The sequence below is a fragment of the Mesorhizobium sp. B2-3-4 genome, from assembly GCF_006442315.1.
Classification (GTDB): domain Bacteria; phylum Pseudomonadota; class Alphaproteobacteria; order Rhizobiales; family Rhizobiaceae; genus Mesorhizobium.
The window spans coordinates 25,307-46,741 of the sequence record NZ_VFVY01000013.1 but is presented as its reverse complement, the minus strand read 5'-3'; the positions used below and the strand labels follow the sequence as shown (position 1 = coordinate 46,741).

Sequence of the window (21,435 nt, the reverse complement as noted above, 5' to 3'; positions counted from 1 at the left end):
AGGCGATGCGGCCAATATTTCAGGGAGGAAAACCAGATGTTGAATTTCAGGACGAAATTTGTTGCTGCCGGTGCGATAGCGCTTTCTCTTGGCCTTGGCGCGGTATCGGCCACCGCGCAGGAATTCATCAATGTGCTGACCGGCGGAACTTCGGGCGTCTATTATCCGCTTGGCGTGGCTTTGTCTGAAATCTACGGCAAGGGCATCGAAGGCGCCCGCACCCAGGTGCAGGCGACCAAGGCGTCGGTCGAGAACCTCAATCTGTTGCAGCAAGGCAAGGGTGAGATCGCGTTCGCGCTCGGCGATTCCGTCAAGCTGGCCGCCGAAGGCAATGCCGAGGCCGGCTTCCCCGGAAAGCTCGACAAGTTGCGTGGCATCGCCGCCATCTATCCCAATTACATCCAGATCGTCGCCAGCCAGGACTCAGGCATCAAGACGCTGGCAGACCTCAAGGGCAAGAGCCTGTCGGTCGGCGCGCCGGCCTCCGGCACCGAGCTCAACGCGCGCGCCATCTTCGCCGCCGCAGGGCTGAAATACGAGGATCTCGGCCGTGTCGAATACCTGCCCTTCGCCGAATCGGTCGAGCTGATCAAGAACCGCCAGCTCGACGCCACGCTGCAGTCGGCGGGCCTGGGCGTCGCCTCGATCCGCGACCTCGCCACCTCTTTGCCGATCAACGTCGTGGCGGTGCCGGCCGAGGACGTCGCCAAGATCGGCTCGCCCTATATTTCAGTGGTCATTCCCAAGGGCACCTATGAAGGCCAGAGCGAGGATGTCGCGACCGCCGCCGTCGGCAATTTCCTCATCACCCGCGCCGATGTCTCCGACGAGACCGCCTACCAGATGACCAGGCAGATGTTCGACCATCTCGACCAGCTCGCCGCCGCTCACGCCGCCGCCAAGGCGATCGATCCGGCCAAGGCCCTCGACGGCATGCCGGTACCGCTGCATCCGGGCGCAGAACGCTATTACAGGGAAAAGGGTCTGCTGAAGTAAGGGCGCGGCAACCGGACATGTCTTCGCCAGGTGCCGTCCCGCACTGCAATTCACCCGCCCTGGAGTGCGCCGGATGAGCCACATGACGTCTGGAACCGCAACCGACGGCAAATCCTTCCATCCCGCGCCTGCCGAAGAACAGGTCGAAGGGCTGCCGCCGGGCTTCGGCGACGGCATCGCCGGCAAGGCGGCCTTCGCCATCGCCGTCGCCTTTTCCACCTTCCAGATCTACATCGCCGCCTATGGCAGCATTCCGAGCCAGGTGGTGCGGGCCATGCATGTCGGCTTCCTGCTGCTGCTCGGCTTCGCGCTGATCGCCAACCTGCGCGCCACCAGCCTGCCTGCCAAGGTGGCGTTCTGGACACTCGGCCTGCTCGGCTTCGGCACGGGCCTCTACAACTGGGTGTTCTATGCCGACCTCATCCGGCGCTCCGGCTTCCCGACCACGCCCGACCTGATCGTCGGCGCCGTGCTGGTAGTGCTGGTCTTCGAGGCGGCGAGGCGGCTGATGGGGCTGCCGCTGGCGGTGATCGCCTTCATCTTCCTCGCCTATTGTTTCGTCGGCAACCATCTGCCGCCGCCCTTCATCCATCGCGGCTATGATTTTGCCCAGCTCGTCGACACTTTCGCCTACGGCACCGAAGGCATTTACGGCACGCCGATCTATGTCTCGGCGGCCTACATCTTCATCTTCGTGGTCTTCGCCGCCTTCCTCGAACGCGCCGGCATGATCGCGCTGTTCAACGATTTCGCCCTTGGCCTCGTCGGCTCCTGGCGCGGCGGCCCGGCGCAGGTCTGCGTCCTGTCTTCGGCGCTGATGGGCACGATCTCCGGTTCGGGCGTCGCCAATGTGGTGGCGAGCGGCCAGTTCACCATTCCGCTGATGAAACGCTTCGGCTTCCGCTCGGCGTTTGCCGGCGCCGTCGAGGCGACCTCGTCCATGGGCGGCCAGATCATGCCGCCGGTGATGGGCGCGGTCGCCTTCATAATGGCCGAGACGCTGAACATTCCCTATGCCGCCGTGGTCAAGGCGGCGATCATCCCGGCGCTGCTCTATTTCGGCGCCTGCTTCTGGCAGGTGCATCTCGAGGCCGGCAAGGCCGGCCTGCGCGGCATGGCCAAGGCCGACCTGCCAAACCCGTGGGAGGCGGTGCGGCAACACTGGCCGCTGGTGCTGCCGCTGGCAGCGCTGATCTACCTGTTGTTCGCCGGCTATACGCCGGTCTTCGCCGGCACGATGGGCCTGGCGCTGACCATCGTCCTGATCCTCGGCACGCCGCTTGCGGCGCTGATCGGGCCGCTGGCGTTCCGCATCGTCTTCTGGATCGCGCTGGGGCTCGCCGCCGCCTCGTTCATGAAGTTCGGCGTCAACATACTCGGCCTCGTCATCGCGGGGCTGGTCGTGGCCTGCCTTGCCTTCAGGGGCGGGCGCGAGACGCTGCGCATCTGCGTCGATTCGCTGGCCGAGGGCGCCAAGAACGCGCTGCCGGTCGGCATCGCCTGCGCCATCGTCGGCATCGTCATCGGCACGCTGACGCTGACCGGCATCGCCTCGACCTTCATCGGCTGGATCATCTCGATCGGCGAGGACAACCTGTTCCTGTCGCTGGTGCTGACCATGCTGACCTGCCTGGTGCTGGGCATGGGCATCCCGACCATTCCAAACTACATCATCACCTCGTCGCTGGCCGGGCCGGCGCTGCTGGAACTCGGCGTGCCGCTGATCGTCAGCCATATGTTCGTCTTCTATTTCGGCATCATGGCCGACCTGACGCCACCGGTGGCGCTGGCCGCTTTCGCCGCCGCGCCGATGGCCAAGGAGAGCGGGCTCAAGATCGGTATCCAGGCGACCAAGCTCGCCATTGCCGGCTTCGTGGTGCCGTTCATGGCGGTCTATACGCCGGCGCTGATGCTGCAGGATGCCGGGCCGATCGCCGCCCAGTTCGGCTATCCCGTCGAGGTCGGCTATATCGTCGTCAAGGCGTGCATGGGCATCGTGTTGTGGGGGGCGGCGGCGGTGGGCTTCCTTGCCGCGCGCATGGCCTGGTGGGAACGGCTCGTCGCCTTCGGCGCCGGCGTGCTCCTGGTCGCGGCGCTGCCGCTGACCGACGAAGCGGGCTGGGTGCTGGCGCTGGCCTGGATCGGCTGGCATGTCTGGCGGGCACGGCAAGCACAGATCGCCGCATGAGCCTGTGCATATTCGCCGCCGGCAAGACGGTGACGCTGACTGTCGCCGCCTTCACCCTGTCCTGGACGCATTCGGTCGAGCGGACACGTTGGGAGGAGGACTGGAGGGTGACGCCGTCCGGCCTGCGGGTGATCGAGGCCCGCATCAAGGGCTCGGGCGCCGGCATGGAACCTCCCGAAGGCGCCATGCTGCGCGATGGCTGGTGGGCCTATGCGCCCAGGGTCGGGCCGCAGCCGCGTCTCGTCCTCGCCGCCTCCGGCGCCACCGGGGACGGCTGGACGCTGTGCACGGTTCAGGGCTGCCTGGAATTAGGCAGGACGGCGGGCGAGACGATCTCGCTCGAGCCGTGCGAGCCCACAGGCTCCAGCCAGCCGCGATAGCGCACGACCAGGCCGGTAAACGGGTGCGATATCTAGACATGGAAGCGGAATTTCCCGTCCTCGACGGTCTCGAAGGAGGTCGAGCGCGGGCAGAGCCACATCGGCAATGGCAGGCCGAGCAGGCTCCAGCGCCGCAGGACGAGCTTCAGCCTGCCGTCCTCGGTCGCCAGCGCCATGGCGAAGGTCAACAGGCCGAAGTGCTCGCATAGCAGGCGCCCGCTGCGCCCCTGCCCCTTAAACTGCCGGCTGGAAAAGCTGTGCGCGCCGAATGTCCGCGTCCAGGTTTCGCGCTGCGCATCGGCATCGAAACGGACACGAACCGGGATGTCCGCCGCGGCCTCGGGGAACCCGACCAGCCATGCCGCCAGCCGGCTAATAATATTCCGCCCGCGCTCGACGCTGCCACGGCCTTCAGCGGCTTTCGCGTGGTCATGCATGGCGCGGATCTCATCGGGCAAGCCTTGCCAGGCATCGCCGAGCAGGTCGGCATAGAGCGGTCGGTCCGTGCCGCCGCTGTCGTCGCGAAAGCCGGGATGGATCGTCCTGCCGGCGAACAGCGCCTCGTAGTCGGCAAGCTCGAGATCGTTCACCGCGGCTCTTGCCCCGGGCGCCGGCGCATGGCCGTCGAGCGTCTTGCGCACCAGCGCCTCGACAGCCATTGACGGGATCAGCGGCCCGTCATCGCCTTCCGCCAGCAGATGCCAGGAGCGCTTGAGCTGCCTTCCGGCCTGGTCCGTCCCCTCGACGGCCACGAACATGCCGCCGCGATGCTCGCCCCAGCGCAGGCGGTTGGTCGCCCAATGCATCAGCGGGGCGAGTGGCGACAGCGAGCGGACCAGCCTGATGCGCACCAGCCAGGCAAGGCAGATCAGGGCGCGATGCAGGATTTCGGGAACCGGGCCGGCGCCCATCCAGACGGTCTTGGCCTGCGGCCATAAATCGCCGAGCGTGCGCAGGTCCGGCACGTCGACCAGCGAGAACAGCGTATTCCTCAGCGGCACCCGCCCGGGCGGCGCTATGGTGGCGCGCATCTGCTCGGTCAGCGGATGGCCCAGCGCCTTGCGACCGCCGCGTAGCAGCGCCACCGGCTGGCCGGAATAGCCGGCGATGGCGCGGATGACGTTCTCGCCGACGCCGGCATAGGGCGACGGCGCGATGCCGCCGGTGATCGTATCGACCCGTGCCATGCCGGACGACAGCCGGCGCACCACAGCCGCCGTCAGCACCGGGAAGCTGGAGACGCCGGACAGCACGAACAGGCCTGCCCGTCCGGCGGCGTCATCGAAGGCCGGGATGCCGGCGACGAAATCCGAACCGTCGGCAAGATCGAGATAGTTGACGCCACGGCCGACACAGACTTCGACCAGGCGATAGCGTCCCTCGCCATAGGCCTGGAACGGGCCGCTGGCATCGACCAGCGTGTCGGGGCGCAGCGATGCCAGCTGGGCGGCGAGATCGCCATTGCGGTCGAACACCGCCGGCACCAGACGCGCGGCGACCGGACCCCGCTTCGCGCACCAGGCTTGCGCGCTGGCCAGCGAGCGGCCGGCGACCATGATCGTCAGCCGAGGCTCATTCTCCAGCAGTTGGACGATGCGTCCGCCGAAAGTGCCGTAGCCGCCGACAATGAGAAGCTTCACGCGCCTGCCCCCAAATTGCTCCTAGCCGATCAACCGGTCCCGCAGCCCGGCCGGCGGGACGTCGCAACTGTCCTTCCTGCCGAACAGCGCGTGACGATTTTTCGCGATGCGATCGTAGAGCCAGTCGCGCAGCGGGCGCGGCAGCAGCAACAGGACCCTGGCCACCCGCCACGGCCAGCCAAGCTCGGCCATCACGGCGACAAAACTGTCGAGGCGGATGAACGGAACGCCGCCGACCAAAGCGAGGTTGGTTTCGTAGCTGTCGGTCGGCAGGTCGTATTTGCGGAACAGGGCCTCGCCGAGCTGCGATTGCGCGGTGGCGAAGCGGAAACGGGCCTTGCGGTCGAGGCGGACCACCATGCGCACGAAGCCCGAGCAGAACACGCAGACGCCGTCGAAAACGATCAGCGGATGGCTTGCATCAAAGGGTTCGGAAGGCGGCTTGGGACGGTCGGTCACACTGGCCTCGGCTGCTCGTGTGCGACGACACTAAGCCAGCCGAAGGCGGCATCAAAGACGCGGCGATGTCGCACGCCGCCGGTCGGCGAAAGCCGGACGCTCGGCGCGGTAGGTCGTGGCGCGGGTTTCGGTGCCCGGCCTGCAGATGCGGCTGTTGTGCCTGAACTCGAAAGTCATGTCAGTGCGCGCCCAGCGACGTGCCGCGACGGGCGCAAGCCGGACCGGGGCCGCGCATGTAATAGCGCTCCGGCCGATAGGTCGGCGCGACGAACTCGCGGATGGCGGCGGCATAGCCGATGAGATGCGTGAGGAAGTTCATTTTACCTGTCCCTGTCCCGTTTTCGGATGTCCCTTCCGAATTGCCTGGGATGATAGCGTCGAGGCGTGAATAGTCGGTGAACGTGATGTTAATTTCTGGTCGAAAACCCGTCGGATCGTGGCCGGAATGCGGCTGATTCGGGGTGTTTCCGCGCCTTTTGTCGCCATTCCGGCCAGTGTGACTTTTGCATCACATATGTTTCGTTTGAATGTCGCCTTGGCGCGCTTTTGTTTCAGCTTTCGAGTCGATCCTGGAATTTCCTTGCCGGCGGCGGAGAGCACCCCGGAACCGGGCCGTGCACCGCACGTTCAGCCACAGGACCGGCATCGCCGGCTCGCAAGGTCCTGCCGCAGGCAGGCCGAAACCCCCGACACGACAAGAGCAAGGGAAAGGCTGAAATCATGGGCTTCTTTTCGAAGGACATCAAAACCCTGGACGATCTCTTCGTGCACACGCTGCGCGACATCTATTATGCCGAGAAGCAGATTGAGAAGGCGCTGCCGAAGATGGTCGACAAGGCAACCGACCCGCAATTGAAGGCCGGCTTCGAAAAACATCTCGAACAGACCAGGGGCCATATCGAACGCGTCGAGGAGACATTCGAATTGTTTGGCGTGAAGGCCAGGCAGGTCAATTGCCCGGCGATAGACGGAATTCTCGAAGAGGCGGACGACGTCACCGGCGATGTCGACGACAAGGATGTTCTCGACGCCGCGCTGATCGCCTCGGCCCAGGCTGTCGAACACTATGAAATGACGCGCTACGGCACCTTGATCGCCTGGGCCAAGCAGCTCGGCCGCAGCGACTGCGCCAATGTGCTGGCCAAGAACCTCAAGGAAGAGCAGGCCACGGATCGCAAGCTGACCGAGATGGCGGAAAGCAAGATCAACCTCCAGGCCGCCGAATAGGCAAGCGGCCAGACAAGAGCCTTGGCCCGGGTCCGGCGACAAGCGCGTCGGACCCGGCATGATGGGTTGGGAACAATAGGGATGGTCGCCCGTTCCAACTGATCTTTCTCTCACGGGGAATCATCATGGCGCCGCGCCCGGCCTGGAAAGGCTATCTGAAGCTCTCGCTGGTCACCTGCGCCATCGAACTGACCAATGTGGTCAGCCATGCCGAAAAGGTCTCCTTCCGCGTCCTCAACCGCAAGACCGGCAATACGGTGAAGCGGATCTATGTCGACGCCGAGACCGGCAAGCCGATCGAGGACGGCGACGAGATCAAGGGCTACGAGATCGACAAGGGCGATTTCGTCCACATAGAAGAAGACGAGATCGAGGCGGTGCAGATCGAATCCTCGCACACGATGAGCCTCGACGGCTTTGTCGACAAGGCTTCGATCGAACAGATCTATCTCGATACGCCCTACTATGTCGCGCCGGCCGACACGGTTTCGCAAGAGGCTTTTGCCGTCATCCGCGACGCCATGGCGGGCAAGAAAATGGCCGGGCTGGCGCGCATCGTGCTCTACAACAGGGAGCGTCCCGTGGTCATCGAGCCGCTCGGCAAAGGGATGGTGCTGACCACGCTGCGCTACGACAATACGGTGCGCCAGCCCGACAGCGTCTTCGGCGACATCAAGGCGGTGAAGACCGACCAGGAGATGACAGACCTCGCCGAACTCATCATCGACAAGAAGAAAGCGAAGTTCGATCCCTCGAAATTCGAGGACAAATACGAGGACGCCCTGCTCGAACTGATCCGCGCCAAGAAGGCGGGGCACAAGGCACCGAAGGCCAAGGCGGCGCCCAAGCCTTCCAATGTCGTCAATCTGTTCGACGCGTTGAAGAAGAGCCTGTCGGATTCCGGTTCGTCGAAGCCGTCCTCCGCATCCAAGGCCAAGCCCGCAGCCAAGCGCGCCAGGCCGAAGGCCGCGGCGGCCAAACGCAAATCGGCCTGAGGACCTGGGATCCATGGCCGGGCTCGAACAGTATCATTCCAAGCGCGATTTCAAGAAAACGTCGGAGCCGGCCGGCAAGGTGGCGCGCGGCAAGAGCGGCGGGACGGGCGGCATCTTCGTCATCCACAAACATGCGGCGACAAGGCTGCATTACGACCTTCGGCTGGAACATGGCGGCGTGCTGTGGAGCTGGGCGGTGACGCGCGGTCCGAGCCTCGACCCGCATGAGAAGCGGCTGGCCGTGCATGTCGAGGACCATCCGATCGACTATGCGCCGTTCGAGGGGACGATCCCGAAGGGCGAATATGGCGGCGGCTCGGTCATCGTCTGGGACGAAGGCACCTGGATCCCCGAGGGCGATCCGGCCAAGGCGATGAAGAAGGGCCATATCAATTTCGAGCTCAAGGGCCACAAGCTGCATGGGTTATGGCATCTGGTGCGGCTGAGGCCGCGCCCGGGCGAAAAGCGCGACAACTGGCTGCTGATCAAGTCCGACGATGCCGCGGCCCGGCCCGGCGAGGATATCCTGAAGGACGAGCCAAAGTCGGTGAAATCGGGCCTGACGATCGATGAGGTCGGCGAGGGCAAGGCGGCCAAGGGCAAGAAGCCCGAAGTCTGGCATTCCGACAAGCCGGCCGCTGAAAAGGGCGGCAAGACGAAGGCCGGCAAGCGCCTCGACTTCATCGAGCCGCAGCTCGCCACGCTGGAGCGGGACGCGCCGCCCGGCAAGGACTGGCTGCACGAGGTGAAGTTCGACGGCTACCGCATGCAGGCGCAGATAGCCGGCACCGAGGTGCGGCTGTTGACCCGCACCGGCCTCGACTGGACAGAGAAGTTCGGCACGGAAATCGCAACGCAACTCGCCGGGCTGAAATGCAGCGACGCCATTATCGACGGCGAGATCGTCGTGCTGGCCGACAGCGGCGTGTCGTCCTTCGCGCTGCTGCAGCAGGATCTGTCGGCCAAGCGGACAAACCGCTTCCTCTACTATGTCTTCGACCTGATGCGGCTCGACGGCAAGGATTTGCGGCGCGAGCCGCTGGTCGGGCGCAAGCAGGCCCTGCTCGATCTGCTCGGCGAGACGTCGGACAGCGCGGCGGTGCGTTTTTCCGACCATTTCGCCGAACCCGGCAAGATCATGCTGGAGCATGCCTGCCGCATGGGGCTGGAAGGCGTCGTCTCGAAACGTGCCGATGCGGCCTATCGCGGCGGGCGCGGCCCGACATGGGTGAAATCGAAATGCACGGCGCGGCAGGAATTCGTCATCGGCGGCTACCTGCCGTCGGACAAGACCGGACGCGGCCTGCGTTCGCTGCTGGTGGGCTATTACGAAGGCGGCGGCCTGCACTATGCCGGCCGTGTCGGCACAGGCTTTTCCACAACGGGCGCCAACGATCTGAAGAAGAAGCTCGATCGGCTGGAAGCGAAGGCTTCGCCCTTCGATGCCGCCGTGCCGAAGGGCAAGGGCCTGGTCTGGGTCAAGCCGGAACTGGTCGGCGAAGTGGAGTTTCGCAGTTGGACGTCGGACCGTATAATACGCCATGCCTCGTTCCAGGGGCTGCGCGAGGACAAGCCGGCGGAGGAAGTCGTGCAGGAAAAGCCCAAGGCGGCGACAGGCCAGAGCCCGGCCAAGACAAAGCCGGCGGCAGGCAGCGCCGGCAAGGCCAGCGGGATGACGACGTCGGTGAAACTCTCCCATCCCGACAAGTTGTTGTGGCCCGACGAGAAGATATCGAAGCAAGGCCTGCTCGACCATTACGCGCAGGTCTGGCCGCGCATGGAGCCGTTCGTCGTCAACAGGCCGCTCAGCCTGGTGCGCGCGCCCGACGGCGTCGGCGGGCCGCGTTTCTTCCAGAAGCATGCTTCGGCCGGCATGAGCGACAAGATCGCCAGGATGAAGGATCCGACGGATGGCGAGGAGATCCTGTTCGTCCGGGATTTCGACGGCATCGCGGCGCTGGTGCAGTACGGCGTCGTCGAGATCCATATCTGGGGCTGCACGATCGACAAGCTCGAACAGCCGGACCAGATCATCTTCGATCTCGACCCAGACGAGGGCGTCGACGTCAAGGCGGTGCGCGAAGCCGCGCTCGACATCAGGGGCAAGCTCGACGAATTGTCGCTGCCGAACTTCGTCAAGACCTCGGGCGGCAAGGGTTATCATGTGCTGGTGCCGCTGAAGCCCTCGGCGGACTGGGACGCGGTGAAAGCCTTCGCCCATGATTTCGCCAGGGCGCTGGAGCAGGGCGCGCCCGAACGCTACACGGCGACGCTGTCGAAGAAGGCGCGAACCGGAAAAATCTTCGTCGACTATCTGCGCAACGGCAGAGGCTCGACGACGGTGGCGCCCTATTCGTCACGGGCCAAGAAGGGCGCGACGGTGTCGATGCCGGTGACCTGGGCCGAGATCGAGGCCGGGTTGGCGCCGAACGCCTTCCCGATCGGCGGCAAGACGACGCTGAAGCTGCTTTCGGAAGCCGATCCGTGGGTGGACTTCTTCAAAAAGGGCAAGGCGCTGAAGCGGAGCTGAGCCGGCTCACCCCAGAAACACCTTTTCGAAGGCCTGCCTGCCGGGCGGCGTGAAAACCACGGCGCGGCTGTCCTTCTCGCGGCGCGCCCATTTCTCGGCAAGAATCTTGTCGAGGATGGCGGCGCCGAGCGTGCCGGCGAGGTGCGAGCGCCGCACGCTCCAGTCGAGGCAGGCGCGGCAGACCGGGCGGCGCGGTTTGGTGTAGACGTCGATGCCTATCGCCGCGAAATGCGACGCCGCCGACGGACCAAGCCTGATCTCCTTGTCGTCGCGCAGCAGGATGTTCCTGTCGACAAGGCGATCGAGCATCGCCACCGCCTGTTCGCCGGCGAGATGGTCGTAGCAGACGCGGGCCACGCGCATTGCGGCGTCGCGCGGGCCTGGCCGCACGCGCTTGGGGCCAACGGCCTCGGCAACACCTGTTATCGCCTCGATCATGCCGGCCACCTGCGGACCGGCGAGCCCGTAGTAGCGGTGCCGTCCCTGGCTGGCCAAGGTCAGCAGGCCGCCCTCCATCAGTTTCGACAGATGCGAGGAGGCTGTCGGCAGCGATACGCCGGCCTCCAGCGCCAGTTCACTTGCCGTCAGTGCGGTACCGCCCATCAGCGCGGAGAGCATGTTGGCGCGGGCCGGATCGCCGACCAGGCTGGCGATGCGGGCAATGTCGGGTCCTTCACGCATGGTTTGATCCTCATCGAAGCATTCTTGTCAGATAATCACTATTCTCCGACCAGATCAAGGAGAAGACGATGACTGCACGAACCGCTTCCGCCCCCGCGCCGCTGCCCCGCCGTCAATCGTTTCCTGTCGTCACCTGGATCCGGTCGCGACTGCTGACCCGCTGGCATGACCGCTATCGCCAGCGATGCGACCTCCGCGAGATCGACGACCATCTGCTGCGCGACATCGGCCTGACCCGGCAGGATGTGCGCCGCGAATGCGCGAAGTCCTTCTGGCAGGATTGACCTTCCTCACTAGCAGAACCGACGGCGCGACGCTTCGACGCCGCTCGAACCATCGATGCAAAACCCCATGGAGACCGAGATGACCATCACCTGCTTCATCCGCTACGAGATCGACCCGTTCGGCAAGGCCGCGTTCGAGGAATATGCCCGCAACTGGGGCCAGGCCATTCCGCGCTGCGGCGCCGATCTGATCGGCTATTACGCACCGCATGAAGGCTCGGCGACGACAGCCTATGCCGCCTACAACATCGAAAGCCTGGCCGCCTACGAAGCCTATCGCGCCCGGCTTGCCGCCGACCCCGCCGGCAAGGCAAACTACGAATTCGCCCGCCGCGAACGATTCATCGTCAAGGAGGACCGCATGTTCCTGAAGCACGTCTCTGGCCCGCATGCGAAACTGGTGCTGCCGTGATCGCCGTCATCTTCGAGGTGCAGCCGGCGGAAGGCAGGCGCGATGCTTATCTTGGCATAGCCGCTCATTTGCGCCCGCTGCTCGACGGCATTGACGGCTTCATCTCCATCGAGCGCTTCCAGAGCCTTGCCGACCCGAACCGGGTGCTGTCGCTGTCGTTCTGGCGCGACGAGGAGGCGGTGAAGGCCTGGCGCAACACCGAGGAGCACCGGCAGGCGCAGCAGGCGGGACGCGGCGGCATATTTGCCGGCTATCGATTGCGGATCGCGCATGTGGTGCGCGACTACGGACTGACCGAACGCGAGGACGCGCCGGCGGACAGCCGGGCTGTGAACGGGTGATCGAGAGGCGCGGCTCTTTCCTTTCCCTTGTGGAGTAGGCAATTGCATTTGGGTTTATCGGCGAAGGCCAACGCAAGGTCGTCATCCTCGGGCTTGTCCCGAGGATCCGCCATCGCACGTGGATATAGCGCGACCAGTTCAGAGAGGCCGGTAGATCCTCGGGACAAGCCCGAGGATGACGCCGATCAAGGCGTGCCGGCTATCTGAAGCTCAAAACCATATGCGATTGCCCTGCCTTGTTGGGAAGGAAAAAACTTCAAGCATTCCCGATCAGCACGCCGGCCGCGAACACCAGGGCGCCGCCGAGAACCACCTGGAAGGCGGCGCGCAGGAACGGCGTCTGCATGTAGCGGTTCTGGACGAAGGCGATGGCCCACAATTCGAAGAACACCACGACGGCGGCAACGGCCGTTGCCGTCCAGAAATGCGGGATGAGATAAGGCAGCGCGTGGCCGAGGCCGCCGAGCGTGGTCATGATGCCGACGGTCAGGCCGCGCTTGATGGGCGAGCCGCGCCCCGACAGCTTGCCGTCGTCGGAGGCCACCTCGGTGAAGCCCATCGAGATGCCGGCGCCGATCGAGGCGGCAAGCCCGACCAGAAGCGTCTGCCAGGTGTCATGCGTGGCAAAGGCGGCGGCAAAGATCGGCGCCAGCGTCGAGACCGATCCGTCCATCAGCCCGGCAAGGCCCGGCTGCACATAGGTGAGGATGAACTGGCGCTGCTCGGCCGTCGCCTCCTCGACCCTGACGTCGCCCGGAACATGTTGCTGCTCCAGCGCATGGGCCGAGCTTTCATGGCCCTGTTCGGCCGCGGCCAGGTCGTCGAGTAGTTTGCGGGTCGAGGCGTCCGACGTGCGCTTGGCCGCCTCGACATAGAACAGATAGGCCTGCCGCTCCATCGCCTCGGCCTGGCGACGCACGGCCTCGATGCCGAGCGGCCGCACCAGCCAGTCGGGCTTGCGCTCGTAGTAGCCCTTCACATGCTCACGGCGGATCAGCGGTATGCGCTCGCCGAAGCGCTTGCGGAAAAGCTCGATCAGCGCGTCGCGATGACCGTCTTCCTCCTCGGCCATCGCCTCGAACAGCTTGGCCGACTGTGGAAAGGTTTCGGCCAGCCCGTCCGCATAGGCGCGGTAGATGCGCCCGTCATCCTCTTCCGATGAAATGGCCAGCGCCAGGATCTCCTGTTCGGAGAGCGATTCGAAGGAGCGGCGGCCGAAACCGAAAACACGGGAAAGCATGAGGAAATCACCCTAGTTTAGAATAGTTCTAAACTAGGGTTTGCCGCGGCTTCGGTCAACCGCGCCGGCAATCGCGGGTCAAGATTTGTTGAAGCGCCCGGCCCTTCATTATCAGTGAATGTTTACCTATATTGGGGAACCAAGCCAGACGAGGAAAGACAGATGACGGCAAAGAAGCCCGCGCACGCCTATGACCCGAAGCCCGTTCTCGATCTCATCGCCAGCATCGAGGCCGACCTGCAGCGCCTGAAAGGCCTGGTCGAGCAACAGGTCGAAAAATTCGATCCCGCCAACCCGCACAACAAGGCCCTCGACGGCAAGCTGACCGAGGAAGGCGTCGAGTGCTGCTACCGCATGTTCGACGAAGGCAAGTCGCGCTATTCGGTCGCCCAGCAGATGAAGATCTCGTTCGCCGCCGCCACGCATCGCTTCAACAATTGGCGCAAGCTGGGCGGGACGAAGAGGCAGAGGACGTTGTTGGGATAGAACAAAGAGTTGCAGCGGTTCGGCGGTTCCGAGAACGGTGAAAGGCTCTAGCTGCCTGCACCATCGCTTCGGAGGGCCGGCTAATCTCGAAGGTTACCGAAGAGGAGGCAACTCCGGGCGAGGCCGATTTTGTCCCGGTCACATTTTTTCGTTGGCCTCGTGCCGGCGTTTGCGTGCACCATGGCAAGGTCAAATTCCGTAGGACCTCGCATGACCGCCACCAGCCTTCCCGGCATCGCCGACATCCATGCCGCCGCGGCACGTCTCTCCGGCCTGATCGTCGAGACGCCGCTGATCGAATCGCAGGAGCTCAACCGGCGCTTCGGCGGCCGCATCCTGTTCAAGCCTGAGACGCTGCAGCGCACCGGCTCGTTCAAGTTCCGCGGTGCCCACAACAAGCTGTCGACGCTGAGTGAGGCGGAACGCAGCCGTGGCGTGGTCGCCTTTTCCTCGGGCAACCATGCGCAAGGCGTGGCGGCATCCGCCGCCATGTTCGGCGTCAAGGCGGTCATCGCCATGCCGGCCGACGCGCCCGACATGAAGATCGCCAATGTCCGCAAGATGGGCGCCGAGGTGGTGCCGTTCGACCGTTTCAAGGACGACCGCATGACGGTGGTCCGGCCCTATCTGGACAAGGGCATGGCGCTGGTGCCGCCCTTTGACGACCCGGCCATCATTGCGGGACAAGGCACGATCGGACTGGAGCTGGTGAAGCAGGCGCGGGCGCTCGGCGTATCGCTCGACGCGGTCGTCATCCCTTGCGGCGGCGGCGGCCTGACCAGCGGCATCTCGGTCGCGGTGAAGGACGCCTCGCCGCAGACCGCTGTCTGGGCGGTGGAGCCCGAGCATTTCGACGACACGCGCCGCTCGCTGGCGGCGGGCGCCAGGGTTTCGAACGAACCGGGCCACAGCTCGATCTGCGACGCGATCCTTACCGCCGAGCCGGGCGCCATTACCTTCGAGATCAACCGCCGCAATCTCGCCGGTGCCGTCGCCGTCGCCGAGGACGCCGTCCGGCAGGCGATGCGCGACGCCATGGCCCATCTGAAGCTGGTGGTCGAGCCCGGCGGCTGCGTCGCGCTCGCGGCACTGTCGTCGGGCGAGATCGAGCTGTCGGGCAAGTGCGTTGTCGTGGTGCTGTCGGGCGGCAATGTCGATTTCGGCACCTATGCCGAAATCCTGGCCGCCTGAGCCGGCGGCAAGCGATTCGCCGGAAATGCCTCGAATCCAGCCATCCCCCAAGCGGGAGATGCGCTCGCTCGCGGGCATCCGTAGGCTGTGGCGTCAATGACATGGTCCGGACGGGATAGAATGAGAAAGACCTACGAAAAGCCGCAACTCATCAAGCGTGAGAAGCTTTGCGAGGTGGCGGCGGCGATATGCACGTTTTCACGTCCTTGTGAGAACTGAGCGTGGCTGACGGGGCCTGCCATCTCCCGCGTGGGAGATGCGGGAGCTTTAGACGTCGCCTTATGATCAGGTCGTCGTCACTGGAGACGACCTGATGGAGCAGGGGACAGCATGAAAAAGACCTACGCAAAGCCGCGGCTGATCAAGCGTGAAAAGCTCTCGGTCGTGACGGCCGTGTGCACGCCCTCTCGTCCGTGCCCGTAAGGGTCACCCGCGCGTAGCGCAGCAGACTGCGTCGGCTGAGCGAGAGCCGGTCAATCAGTCCAGCGTGCGCCTGAACCGCACCAGCGCGACGCCGGCGAACAGCGCCACGAAGACCACCAGCCAGCCGATCTCGGTCGCCACGGCCGGAAGTTGCGCGCCCTTCAGCATCACGGCGCGGGTGATGCGCAGGAAATGCGTCAGCGGAAAGATTTCGCCGAAGCTCTGCGCCCAGTCCGGCATGCCGCGATAGGGGAACATGAAGCCCGACAGCATGATCGACGGCAGGAAGAAGAAGAAGGTGAGCTGGAGGGCCTGCATCTGCGTGCGCGCGATCGTCGAGATCGTATAGCCGAGCAGCACCAGCGACAGCACGAACACCAGCACCGCCGACAGTAGCAGCGTCATCGACCCGGTGAAGGGGATGGCGAACAGAAGCTTCGACGCCGCCAGCACCACCACCACCTGCACCGCGCCCACCGCCAGGTAGGGCAGCACCTTGCCCATCATGATCTCCAGCGGGCTCGACGGCATGGCCAGCAGATTCTCCATCGTGCCGCGCTCGGTCTCGCGCGTCAGCGCGATCGAGGTCATCATCACCATGGTCATTTGCAGGATGACGCCGAGCAGGCCGGGCACGATGTTGTATTGCGAGATGCCTTCGGGGTTGTAGCGCCGGTGGACGACGACATCGAGCTGTCCCCTGGCGGCCTCCGCGGCGGCTTCCTGCGTGCCCTGGGCCCTGAGCAGCGCCTGGCCGGCGATGGTGCCGAGCGTCGAGATGGCGCCGCTGGCGACCGCCGGATCGGTGGCGTCGGCCTCGATCAGGATCTGCGGATTGTCGCCGCGCTCGACGCGCCGGGCGAAGTCGGCGGGAATGGTGACGACGAAGGCGACATCGCCGCGCGCCATCAGGAACTCGGCCTCCTCGGCGCTTTGCGCGACATGGTCGAAGCGGTAATAGCCGGTGGTCTGCAGCGCCGAGACCATGGCGCGGGTGTAGGGGTCGCTGCTGGTCGCCACCAGCGCCGCGGGCAGGCTTTTCGGGTCGTTGTTGATGGCATAGCCGAACAGGACGAGCTGGATGAGCGGCACGCCCAGCATCATGGCGAAGGTGATGCGGTCGCGCCGCATCTGGATGAATTCCTTGATCAGCAAGGCGCCTAGCCTGGCGAAGGAAAAGACGCTGTTCATGCCATATTGTCCTTCGAGCCCGACATGAACTGGATGAAGACGTCCTCCAGGCTGGTTTCGCCCGGCGTCACCGTCACGCCCTCGTGCTCTTTCCCGACATCGGCAAGGGCGGCTTCCAGCTTCTTCCTGTCGGAACCGACGACATGCAGCGTGGCGCCGAACGGCGCCACCTGGTCGACGCCGGGGCGGCCTTGCAGCGCCTGCGCCACCTTGTCGAGCCGCGGACCGTGCAGCACGAAGGTGGTCAGGCCCGCATTCTTCACCACCTCGGCGACGGTGCCGGTGGCCAGCATCTTGCCGTAGGAGATGTAGGAGATGCGGTGGCAGCGCTCGGCCTCGTCCATGTAGTGGGTGGAGACCAGCACGGTCAGCCCGCCGCTGGCCAGGCGATGGATCTCGTCCCAGAATTCGCGCCGCGCCTTCGGGTCGACGCCTGCCGTCGGCTCGTCGAGCAGGAGCAGTTTCGGCTTGTGCATGATGCAGGCGGCCAATGCCAGCCGCTGCTTCCAGCCGCCGGACAAGGTGCCGGCCAACTGGTCGCGGCGCGTGGTGAGCCCAAGCTCCTCCAGCGTGCGCGAGACATAGTCCTCGACCGGTCTCAGCCGGTAGAGCCGCGCCACGAATTGAAGGTTCTCGCCGATCGTCAGATCCTCGTAGAACGAGAATTTCTGCGTCATGTAGCCGACTTCACGCTTGATGCGGAGACTGTCGGTGCGGATGTCGAACCCCAGCACCGTACCCTCGCCCTCGTCCGGCGTCAGCAGGCCGCACATGATGCGGATGGTGGTGGTCTTGCCCGAGCCGTTGGGGCCGAGGAAGCCGACGATCTCGCCCTCGGCCACCGACATGGTCACATGGTCGACTACGGTCTTGTCGCCAAACCGCTTGACCAGGCCGTGAACGTCGATGGCGTTCATTTCGCCGATACCGTGAGATCGACATCGACGATCTGGCCGGGCTGCAGCGGCCCGGCGTCGCCCTCAGGCCGCGCCTCGACGAGATAGACCAGCTTCTGCCGGTTCTCGAGCGAATAGATCACCGGCGGCGTGAATTCGGGATCGGGCGAGACGTAGCTGACGCGCGCCCTGAGGTCGGGACCGCAGCCGTCGCAATGGACGCTGAGCAGGCTGCCGACCTTGACCGAGGAGAAGGCGGCTTCGGGAATGTAGACGCTGAGCTTCACCGCGCCGTCGGGGAGCACCGAGATGACAGGCGCGGTCGGGCCGGCCGTGTCGCCCGGATTGCGGATGACGTCGCTGACGCGGCCGGGCGAAGGGGCGGCAAGCGTGCGCTTGGACAGGCGCCACTGGGCCTGTTCGAGCTCCGCCTGCGCCTGCTTGACCTGGTTGTCGGCGGCCTTGATCGTCTCGGGCCGCGCCGGCAGGCCGCCGACGGCGAGATTGGCCTCGGCCTGGCCGACCTGGGCGTTGGCGGTCTCCAGCGTCGCCGAAGCGGTGTCGTAGTCGGCCTGCGTGCCGGTGCCGCGCTTGAACAGATCGGCGGCGCGGTCGTTCTTTCGCTTGGCGTCGGCGGCCTGTGCCCTGGCCATGTCGACTTCGGCCTTCAGCACGGCGATCTCTTCCGGCCGCTTGCCGACCTGGAGGTCGGCAAGCTGGGCCTGCGCCTGCGCAAGGGCCGCCTGCGCCTGCGCCACCGCGATCCTGGCGTCGGCATTTTCGAGGGTCACCACGGTGGCTCCCGGCGTGACGCGGTCGCCGCGCTTGACCGTCACCGTGTCGACCTGCGCCACCTCGATCGGCGCCAGGAGCACGTAGTCGCCCTCGACATAGCCGACGGCGAGCGGTGCCGACGGCGCGCAGGCACCGAACAGTTGGGCGGCGAGCGGCAACGAACACAGGAAGCTCATGGTGTCGACCCCTTTCGGGCGGCCAGTATGGCGCCGAGATTGTCCGTGGTGACCGCCACCACCTTGGCGGCCTCGGCCGGGCCGATATCGTGCCAGCCCATGCGGCGCATCACCGCCTCGCGGCCGATGCGGAAATAGATGACCTGGCCGATCAGCGTGAACACGGTGAGCCGGGTCCGTTCGCTCTCGGCCGGCTCGCCGGTCGCCTGCTCCCAGACCTGGCACAGCCGGCGGTGCGTCGGCGCGAAGACGCCGTCATAGATGCGGTCGAGCGCGGCGGTCGGATGCGAGAGCTCGCGCAGCACGAATTGCACGATCTCGCCCGCCTCAGGGCTCGCCACGACAAAGCCGACCATCCGTTCCAGCGCCGCGAAGAGCTGCGCGCGCGCCGTCTCCGGATCGCCCATGGCCGCCTGTCCGCCGCCGGGCGCCTGGCCAGCGCCCAGGGCCTGGCCGGCAACGGCCTGAATGGTCTCGACGATAAAGTCGGCCGCAGCGGCGCGCAGACCTTCCTTGCCGCCGAAATGATAGGCGATCGAGCCGATATTGGCCCCCGCCTCGGCCGCGATCTCGCGCGTCGAGGTGCCGTCGAACCCCTGCCGCCCGAACAGCTTCAACGCCGCCCGCACCAGCGCGGCGCGCGTCAGTTCGGCCGGCGATGTCTCGCGGCGGGAAGGTTTGGGGTCCGGCAATTTGATCATGCCATCTCTTTAATCAATCGATTGATTAAAGTCAACTTGTGTACGAAGCCGTCTTGCCATCGCTTTCGTCAAACGCTTTAGTGCGCGGCCATGGGCAAGGAAGTCGAGCGTAAGTTCCTGGTCTCCAGCGCCGTATGGCGGGATCTGGTGGAAGCGGATATCCGCATTCTCCAGTTCTATCTCGCCACGGCACCCGGACGGACCGTCCGCATCCGCATCAGCGACGGCGCCTCCGCCAAGCTGACGCTCAAATTCGGCAGCAGCGCGCGCGAGCGCGACGAATTCGAATATCCGATTCCGCTGGCGGAGGCGGTGGAAATGCTGGACTTCGCCATCGGACGTGTCATCGAGAAGACACGTCACCATGTTAGGCATCGAGGCTATCTCTATGAAGTCGATGTCTTTGGCGGTGCGCTCGCGGGACTTGTGGTGGCCGAACTCGAGACTCCGGAAGACGTTCCGGACGAAATGCTGCCGGACTGGCTCGGCCGTGAAGTCACCGGCGAACAGAAGTTCTACAACGCGTCGCTCGCCCTCGGGGGGATACCGGAGATCGCCGCATGAGCTTTCGTATAGACCCGCGCCTGCCGCTGACCGGCGAGGTCAGGCGCATCCTTGCCGAGGAGATCGGCAAGGCGCTTCTGCATCTGGATACGGCGCGGACACGGCCGGACCAGGGACTGCATAAATGCCGCAAGCGGCTAAAGAGCGCGCGTGCCTTGCTGCGCCTCGTTCGTTCCGGTGACGAAACATTCTGCACGACCGAAAACCAGTGCTATCGCAACGTGGCGGCTCTGCTTGCCGGTCCGCGTGAAGCCACCGCGCTGATCGAAACCATCGACCGGCTGGCCGCGGGATTTGCGAAGGAGAGCGCCGATGGCGGGCTCGACGCCGTGCGCGACAGGCTGATCGCACGCCAGCATGATCTGCACGAGGGCGCCAGGCTGCAGGCGGCGATCGGCGCGGCCACCGCCGCCTGCGAAGACGGCATGAAGCGGATCGAAACCCTTGCCTTGCCCGACCAGCCGGAACAGGCCGCCGACGTGCTTGCCGAGGGCGCGCGCGTCACCTTGCGCCGCGCCAGGAAGGCACTGGACAAGGCCGGCGCGCGTGGCGAGGCCGACGATTTCCATGACCTGCGCAAGGCTGCCAAGACGCACGGCATGCACCTGTCGCTGCTCGGCCGGCTGTGGCCGACACCGATCAAGGCGCGACGCAAGGCCGTCGACGCGCTGGGCGAGCGGCTCGGCGAATTGCACGATGTGTTCGTCATGCGCGCGCTGCTCGAGGCCGACGACCAGCCGCTTGGGCCGCCCGAGGATACAAAGCTTCTCGGCAAATTGCTGAAGCGCTCGGAGAAGAGCCTGAAGAAGGCGTGTCTTGCCGAGGCGGCCGAACTGTTCGGCGACAGCCCCAAGCATCAGACGAAAAGGCTTGCCCGCAAAGCGCGCGACGATCTCGCCGGCGCCTCATCCGCGGACGATCTGGCCGCCGCCTGAATCAACTTTCCCGTTTGTTGCTTCACCGCAATTGCTGTAATCTTGCGCGTTGGAGACGACGCGCCGGCCGTTGACTCTTGCCTGGCGGCACCAATTGTCATGCCGCATCCTTTACTGACCTGCTTGCTTGCTGACCCGATTGCTTACGACTTGATTGCTTGTCGATCCGCGCGCCGGGCCGGTCGATCCGGACCTTGCCGGTGACGGCTCGTTCGCACGGCAATTGCATATTTCGCACTCATCGAGACCGGGCTGGAGGGAGACATGAAACGGGTGAATGCCTACATTCTGGCGGCAGGTGTCGCCATCGGCATGCTGGCGAGCGCGGCCAATGCCGCGAGCCGGACCTGCACGATCTATTCGGATCGCGATTTCGGCGGCTCGCATTGGACGCTCGGCAGCGGCGACGACATGAAAATGGTGAACGCGCCCGATGTCGGCATATCGGACGGCATTCACCGCTTCATCTACGAACCGTCATGGAACGACCAGGTGTCGTCGTTCAAGGTCAAGCGCGGCTGCACCATCACGCTGTGGGAACATGTCGACCGCGGCGGCCATCACTTCCGCTCCAGCAGCAGTTACTCCTATGTCGGCAGCGGCTGGAACGACAAAGCGAGCGAGGCCGAATGCGATTGCGGCGGCGGCGCCAACTATTGACGGGCCGCAAGCAGGCAGGGCAATCCCTGACGATCGGGCATCAG

The 21,435-nt window shown here is 65.1% G+C and carries 24 protein-coding genes; 14 read left to right on the top strand and 10 right to left on the bottom strand.

Annotated features, from left to right (window positions below; genetic code table 11):
* Window positions 1–36 precede the first annotated feature (36 nt).
* The 3 genes from FJ967_RS19510 (at window position 37) to FJ967_RS19500 (ending at window position 3,564) form a co-directional block, all read left to right on the top strand.
* Window positions 37–996 (top strand): TAXI family TRAP transporter solute-binding subunit, encoded by a 960-nt coding sequence (locus FJ967_RS19510; protein WP_140733460.1) that lies wholly within the window; start codon window positions 37–39, stop codon window positions 994–996.
* A gap of 73 nt (window positions 997–1,069) precedes the next feature.
* The gene (locus FJ967_RS19505; RefSeq protein WP_140733459.1) at window positions 1,070–3,184 is read left to right on the top strand and encodes a TRAP transporter permease; all 2,115 of its coding nucleotides are present in this window, start codon (window positions 1,070–1,072) and stop codon (window positions 3,182–3,184) included.
* Window positions 3,181–3,564 carry a DUF1850 domain-containing protein gene (locus FJ967_RS19500; protein ID WP_140733458.1) on the top strand — a complete coding sequence of 128 codons (384 nt, stop codon included), beginning with the start codon at window positions 3,181–3,183 and terminating at the stop codon, window positions 3,562–3,564. Before FJ967_RS19505 ends, FJ967_RS19500 begins: the two co-directional genes overlap by 4 nt.
* Window positions 3,565–3,596: 32 nt before the next feature.
* Here FJ967_RS19500 and FJ967_RS19495 read toward each other — a convergent pair whose 3' ends face one another.
* The 4 genes from FJ967_RS19495 to FJ967_RS19485 are packed head-to-tail and all read right to left on the bottom strand — an operon-like array spanning window position 3,597 to window position 5,982.
* Complete coding sequence (locus FJ967_RS19495; protein ID WP_140733457.1) at window positions 3,597–5,204, bottom strand: SDR family oxidoreductase; 1,608 nt, start codon at window positions 5,202–5,204, stop codon at window positions 3,597–3,599.
* 21 nt (window positions 5,205–5,225) lie between these two features.
* Window positions 5,226–5,663, bottom strand: coding sequence for a DCC1-like thiol-disulfide oxidoreductase family protein (locus tag FJ967_RS19490; RefSeq protein ID WP_140733456.1), 438 nt, complete (start codon window positions 5,661–5,663; stop codon window positions 5,226–5,228).
* A 51-nt stretch (window positions 5,664–5,714) separates the two neighbouring features.
* Window positions 5,715–5,840: a hypothetical protein gene (locus tag FJ967_RS33990; RefSeq protein ID WP_281405685.1), complete on the bottom strand. Its 126-nt coding sequence runs from the start codon at window positions 5,838–5,840 to the stop codon at window positions 5,715–5,717.
* Window position 5,841: 1 nt separating this feature from the next.
* The gene (locus tag FJ967_RS19485) at window positions 5,842–5,982 is read right to left on the bottom strand and encodes a hypothetical protein (RefSeq protein WP_013892047.1); all 141 of its coding nucleotides are present in this window, start codon (window positions 5,980–5,982) and stop codon (window positions 5,842–5,844) included.
* A 401-nt stretch (window positions 5,983–6,383) separates the two neighbouring features.
* On the opposite strand from FJ967_RS19485, the gene FJ967_RS19480 reads away from it, so the two are divergent.
* The 3 genes from FJ967_RS19480 (at window position 6,384) to ligD (ending at window position 10,415) form a co-directional block, all read left to right on the top strand.
* Window positions 6,384–6,890 (top strand): ferritin-like domain-containing protein, encoded by a 507-nt coding sequence (locus tag FJ967_RS19480; protein ID WP_140733455.1) that lies wholly within the window; start codon window positions 6,384–6,386, stop codon window positions 6,888–6,890.
* Between the two features lie 125 nt (window positions 6,891–7,015).
* Window positions 7,016–7,885, top strand: coding sequence for a Ku protein (locus tag FJ967_RS19475; protein WP_140733454.1), 870 nt, complete (start codon window positions 7,016–7,018; stop codon window positions 7,883–7,885).
* Between the two features lie 13 nt (window positions 7,886–7,898).
* The gene (ligD, locus tag FJ967_RS19470; RefSeq protein ID WP_140733453.1) at window positions 7,899–10,415 is read left to right on the top strand and encodes a DNA ligase D; all 2,517 of its coding nucleotides are present in this window, start codon (window positions 7,899–7,901) and stop codon (window positions 10,413–10,415) included.
* 6 nt (window positions 10,416–10,421) lie between these two features.
* On the opposite strand, the gene FJ967_RS19465 is transcribed toward ligD, so the two are convergent.
* On the bottom strand, window positions 10,422–11,096 hold the full coding sequence (locus tag FJ967_RS19465; protein WP_140733452.1) for a winged helix-turn-helix domain-containing protein: 675 nt from the start codon (window positions 11,094–11,096) through the stop codon (window positions 10,422–10,424).
* Between the two features lie 68 nt (window positions 11,097–11,164).
* Here FJ967_RS19465 and FJ967_RS19460 point away from each other — a divergent pair, with 68 nt between their 5' ends.
* From FJ967_RS19460 to FJ967_RS19450, 3 genes are all read left to right on the top strand, one after another.
* Window positions 11,165–11,380, top strand: coding sequence for a DUF1127 domain-containing protein (locus FJ967_RS19460; RefSeq protein ID WP_140733451.1), 216 nt, complete (start codon window positions 11,165–11,167; stop codon window positions 11,378–11,380).
* A gap of 79 nt (window positions 11,381–11,459) precedes the next feature.
* Entirely contained in the window at window positions 11,460–11,792 is a 333-nt protein-coding gene (locus tag FJ967_RS19455) for an NIPSNAP family protein (protein ID WP_140733450.1), read from the top strand.
* Window positions 11,789–12,133: an antibiotic biosynthesis monooxygenase gene (locus tag FJ967_RS19450; RefSeq protein WP_140733449.1), complete on the top strand. Its 345-nt coding sequence runs from the start codon at window positions 11,789–11,791 to the stop codon at window positions 12,131–12,133. The genes FJ967_RS19455 and FJ967_RS19450 overlap by 4 nt, the downstream gene beginning before the upstream one ends.
* 256 nt (window positions 12,134–12,389) lie before the next feature.
* Here the strand turns inward: FJ967_RS19450 and mbfA are convergent, their stop codons facing one another.
* On the bottom strand, window positions 12,390–13,373 hold the full coding sequence (gene mbfA / locus FJ967_RS19445) for an iron exporter MbfA (protein WP_140733448.1): 984 nt from the start codon (window positions 13,371–13,373) through the stop codon (window positions 12,390–12,392).
* Between the two features lie 162 nt (window positions 13,374–13,535).
* Here mbfA and FJ967_RS19440 point away from each other — a divergent pair, with 162 nt between their 5' ends.
* Together FJ967_RS19440 and FJ967_RS19435 are read left to right on the top strand one after the other, a co-directional pair.
* On the top strand, window positions 13,536–13,859 hold the full coding sequence (locus FJ967_RS19440) for a hypothetical protein (protein WP_140733447.1): 324 nt from the start codon (window positions 13,536–13,538) through the stop codon (window positions 13,857–13,859).
* 210 nt (window positions 13,860–14,069) lie between these two features.
* Window positions 14,070–15,050 (top strand): threonine/serine dehydratase, encoded by a 981-nt coding sequence (locus FJ967_RS19435; protein WP_140733446.1) that lies wholly within the window; start codon window positions 14,070–14,072, stop codon window positions 15,048–15,050.
* A 477-nt stretch (window positions 15,051–15,527) separates the two neighbouring features.
* Here the strand turns inward: FJ967_RS19435 and FJ967_RS19430 are convergent, their stop codons facing one another.
* From FJ967_RS19430 to FJ967_RS19415, 4 genes are read right to left on the bottom strand one after another with little or no spacing between them, the layout of a single operon-like run.
* Window positions 15,528–16,664, bottom strand: coding sequence for an ABC transporter permease (locus FJ967_RS19430; RefSeq protein WP_140733445.1), 1,137 nt, complete (start codon window positions 16,662–16,664; stop codon window positions 15,528–15,530).
* On the bottom strand, window positions 16,661–17,581 hold the full coding sequence (locus FJ967_RS19425) for an ABC transporter ATP-binding protein (protein ID WP_140733444.1): 921 nt from the start codon (window positions 17,579–17,581) through the stop codon (window positions 16,661–16,663). The genes FJ967_RS19430 and FJ967_RS19425 overlap by 4 nt, the downstream gene beginning before the upstream one ends.
* On the bottom strand, window positions 17,578–18,531 hold the full coding sequence (locus FJ967_RS19420; RefSeq protein WP_140733443.1) for an HlyD family efflux transporter periplasmic adaptor subunit: 954 nt from the start codon (window positions 18,529–18,531) through the stop codon (window positions 17,578–17,580). The genes FJ967_RS19425 and FJ967_RS19420 overlap by 4 nt, the downstream gene beginning before the upstream one ends.
* Complete coding sequence (locus FJ967_RS19415) at window positions 18,528–19,232, bottom strand: DUF1956 domain-containing protein (protein ID WP_140733442.1); 705 nt, start codon at window positions 19,230–19,232, stop codon at window positions 18,528–18,530. The genes FJ967_RS19420 and FJ967_RS19415 overlap by 4 nt, the downstream gene beginning before the upstream one ends.
* A gap of 90 nt (window positions 19,233–19,322) precedes the next feature.
* Between FJ967_RS19415 and FJ967_RS19410 the strand changes: the two genes are divergently transcribed.
* From FJ967_RS19410 to FJ967_RS19400, 3 genes are all read left to right on the top strand, one after another.
* Window positions 19,323–19,796, top strand: a complete 474-nt coding sequence (locus FJ967_RS19410) for a CYTH domain-containing protein (protein ID WP_140733441.1) — start codon at window positions 19,323–19,325, stop codon at window positions 19,794–19,796.
* Complete coding sequence (locus FJ967_RS19405) at window positions 19,793–20,731, top strand: CHAD domain-containing protein (RefSeq protein WP_140733440.1); 939 nt, start codon at window positions 19,793–19,795, stop codon at window positions 20,729–20,731. Before FJ967_RS19410 ends, FJ967_RS19405 begins: the two co-directional genes overlap by 4 nt.
* A 264-nt stretch (window positions 20,732–20,995) precedes the next feature.
* The gene (locus FJ967_RS19400; protein ID WP_246675317.1) at window positions 20,996–21,391 is read left to right on the top strand and encodes a peptidase inhibitor family I36 protein; all 396 of its coding nucleotides are present in this window, start codon (window positions 20,996–20,998) and stop codon (window positions 21,389–21,391) included.
* Window positions 21,392–21,435 lie beyond the last annotated feature (44 nt).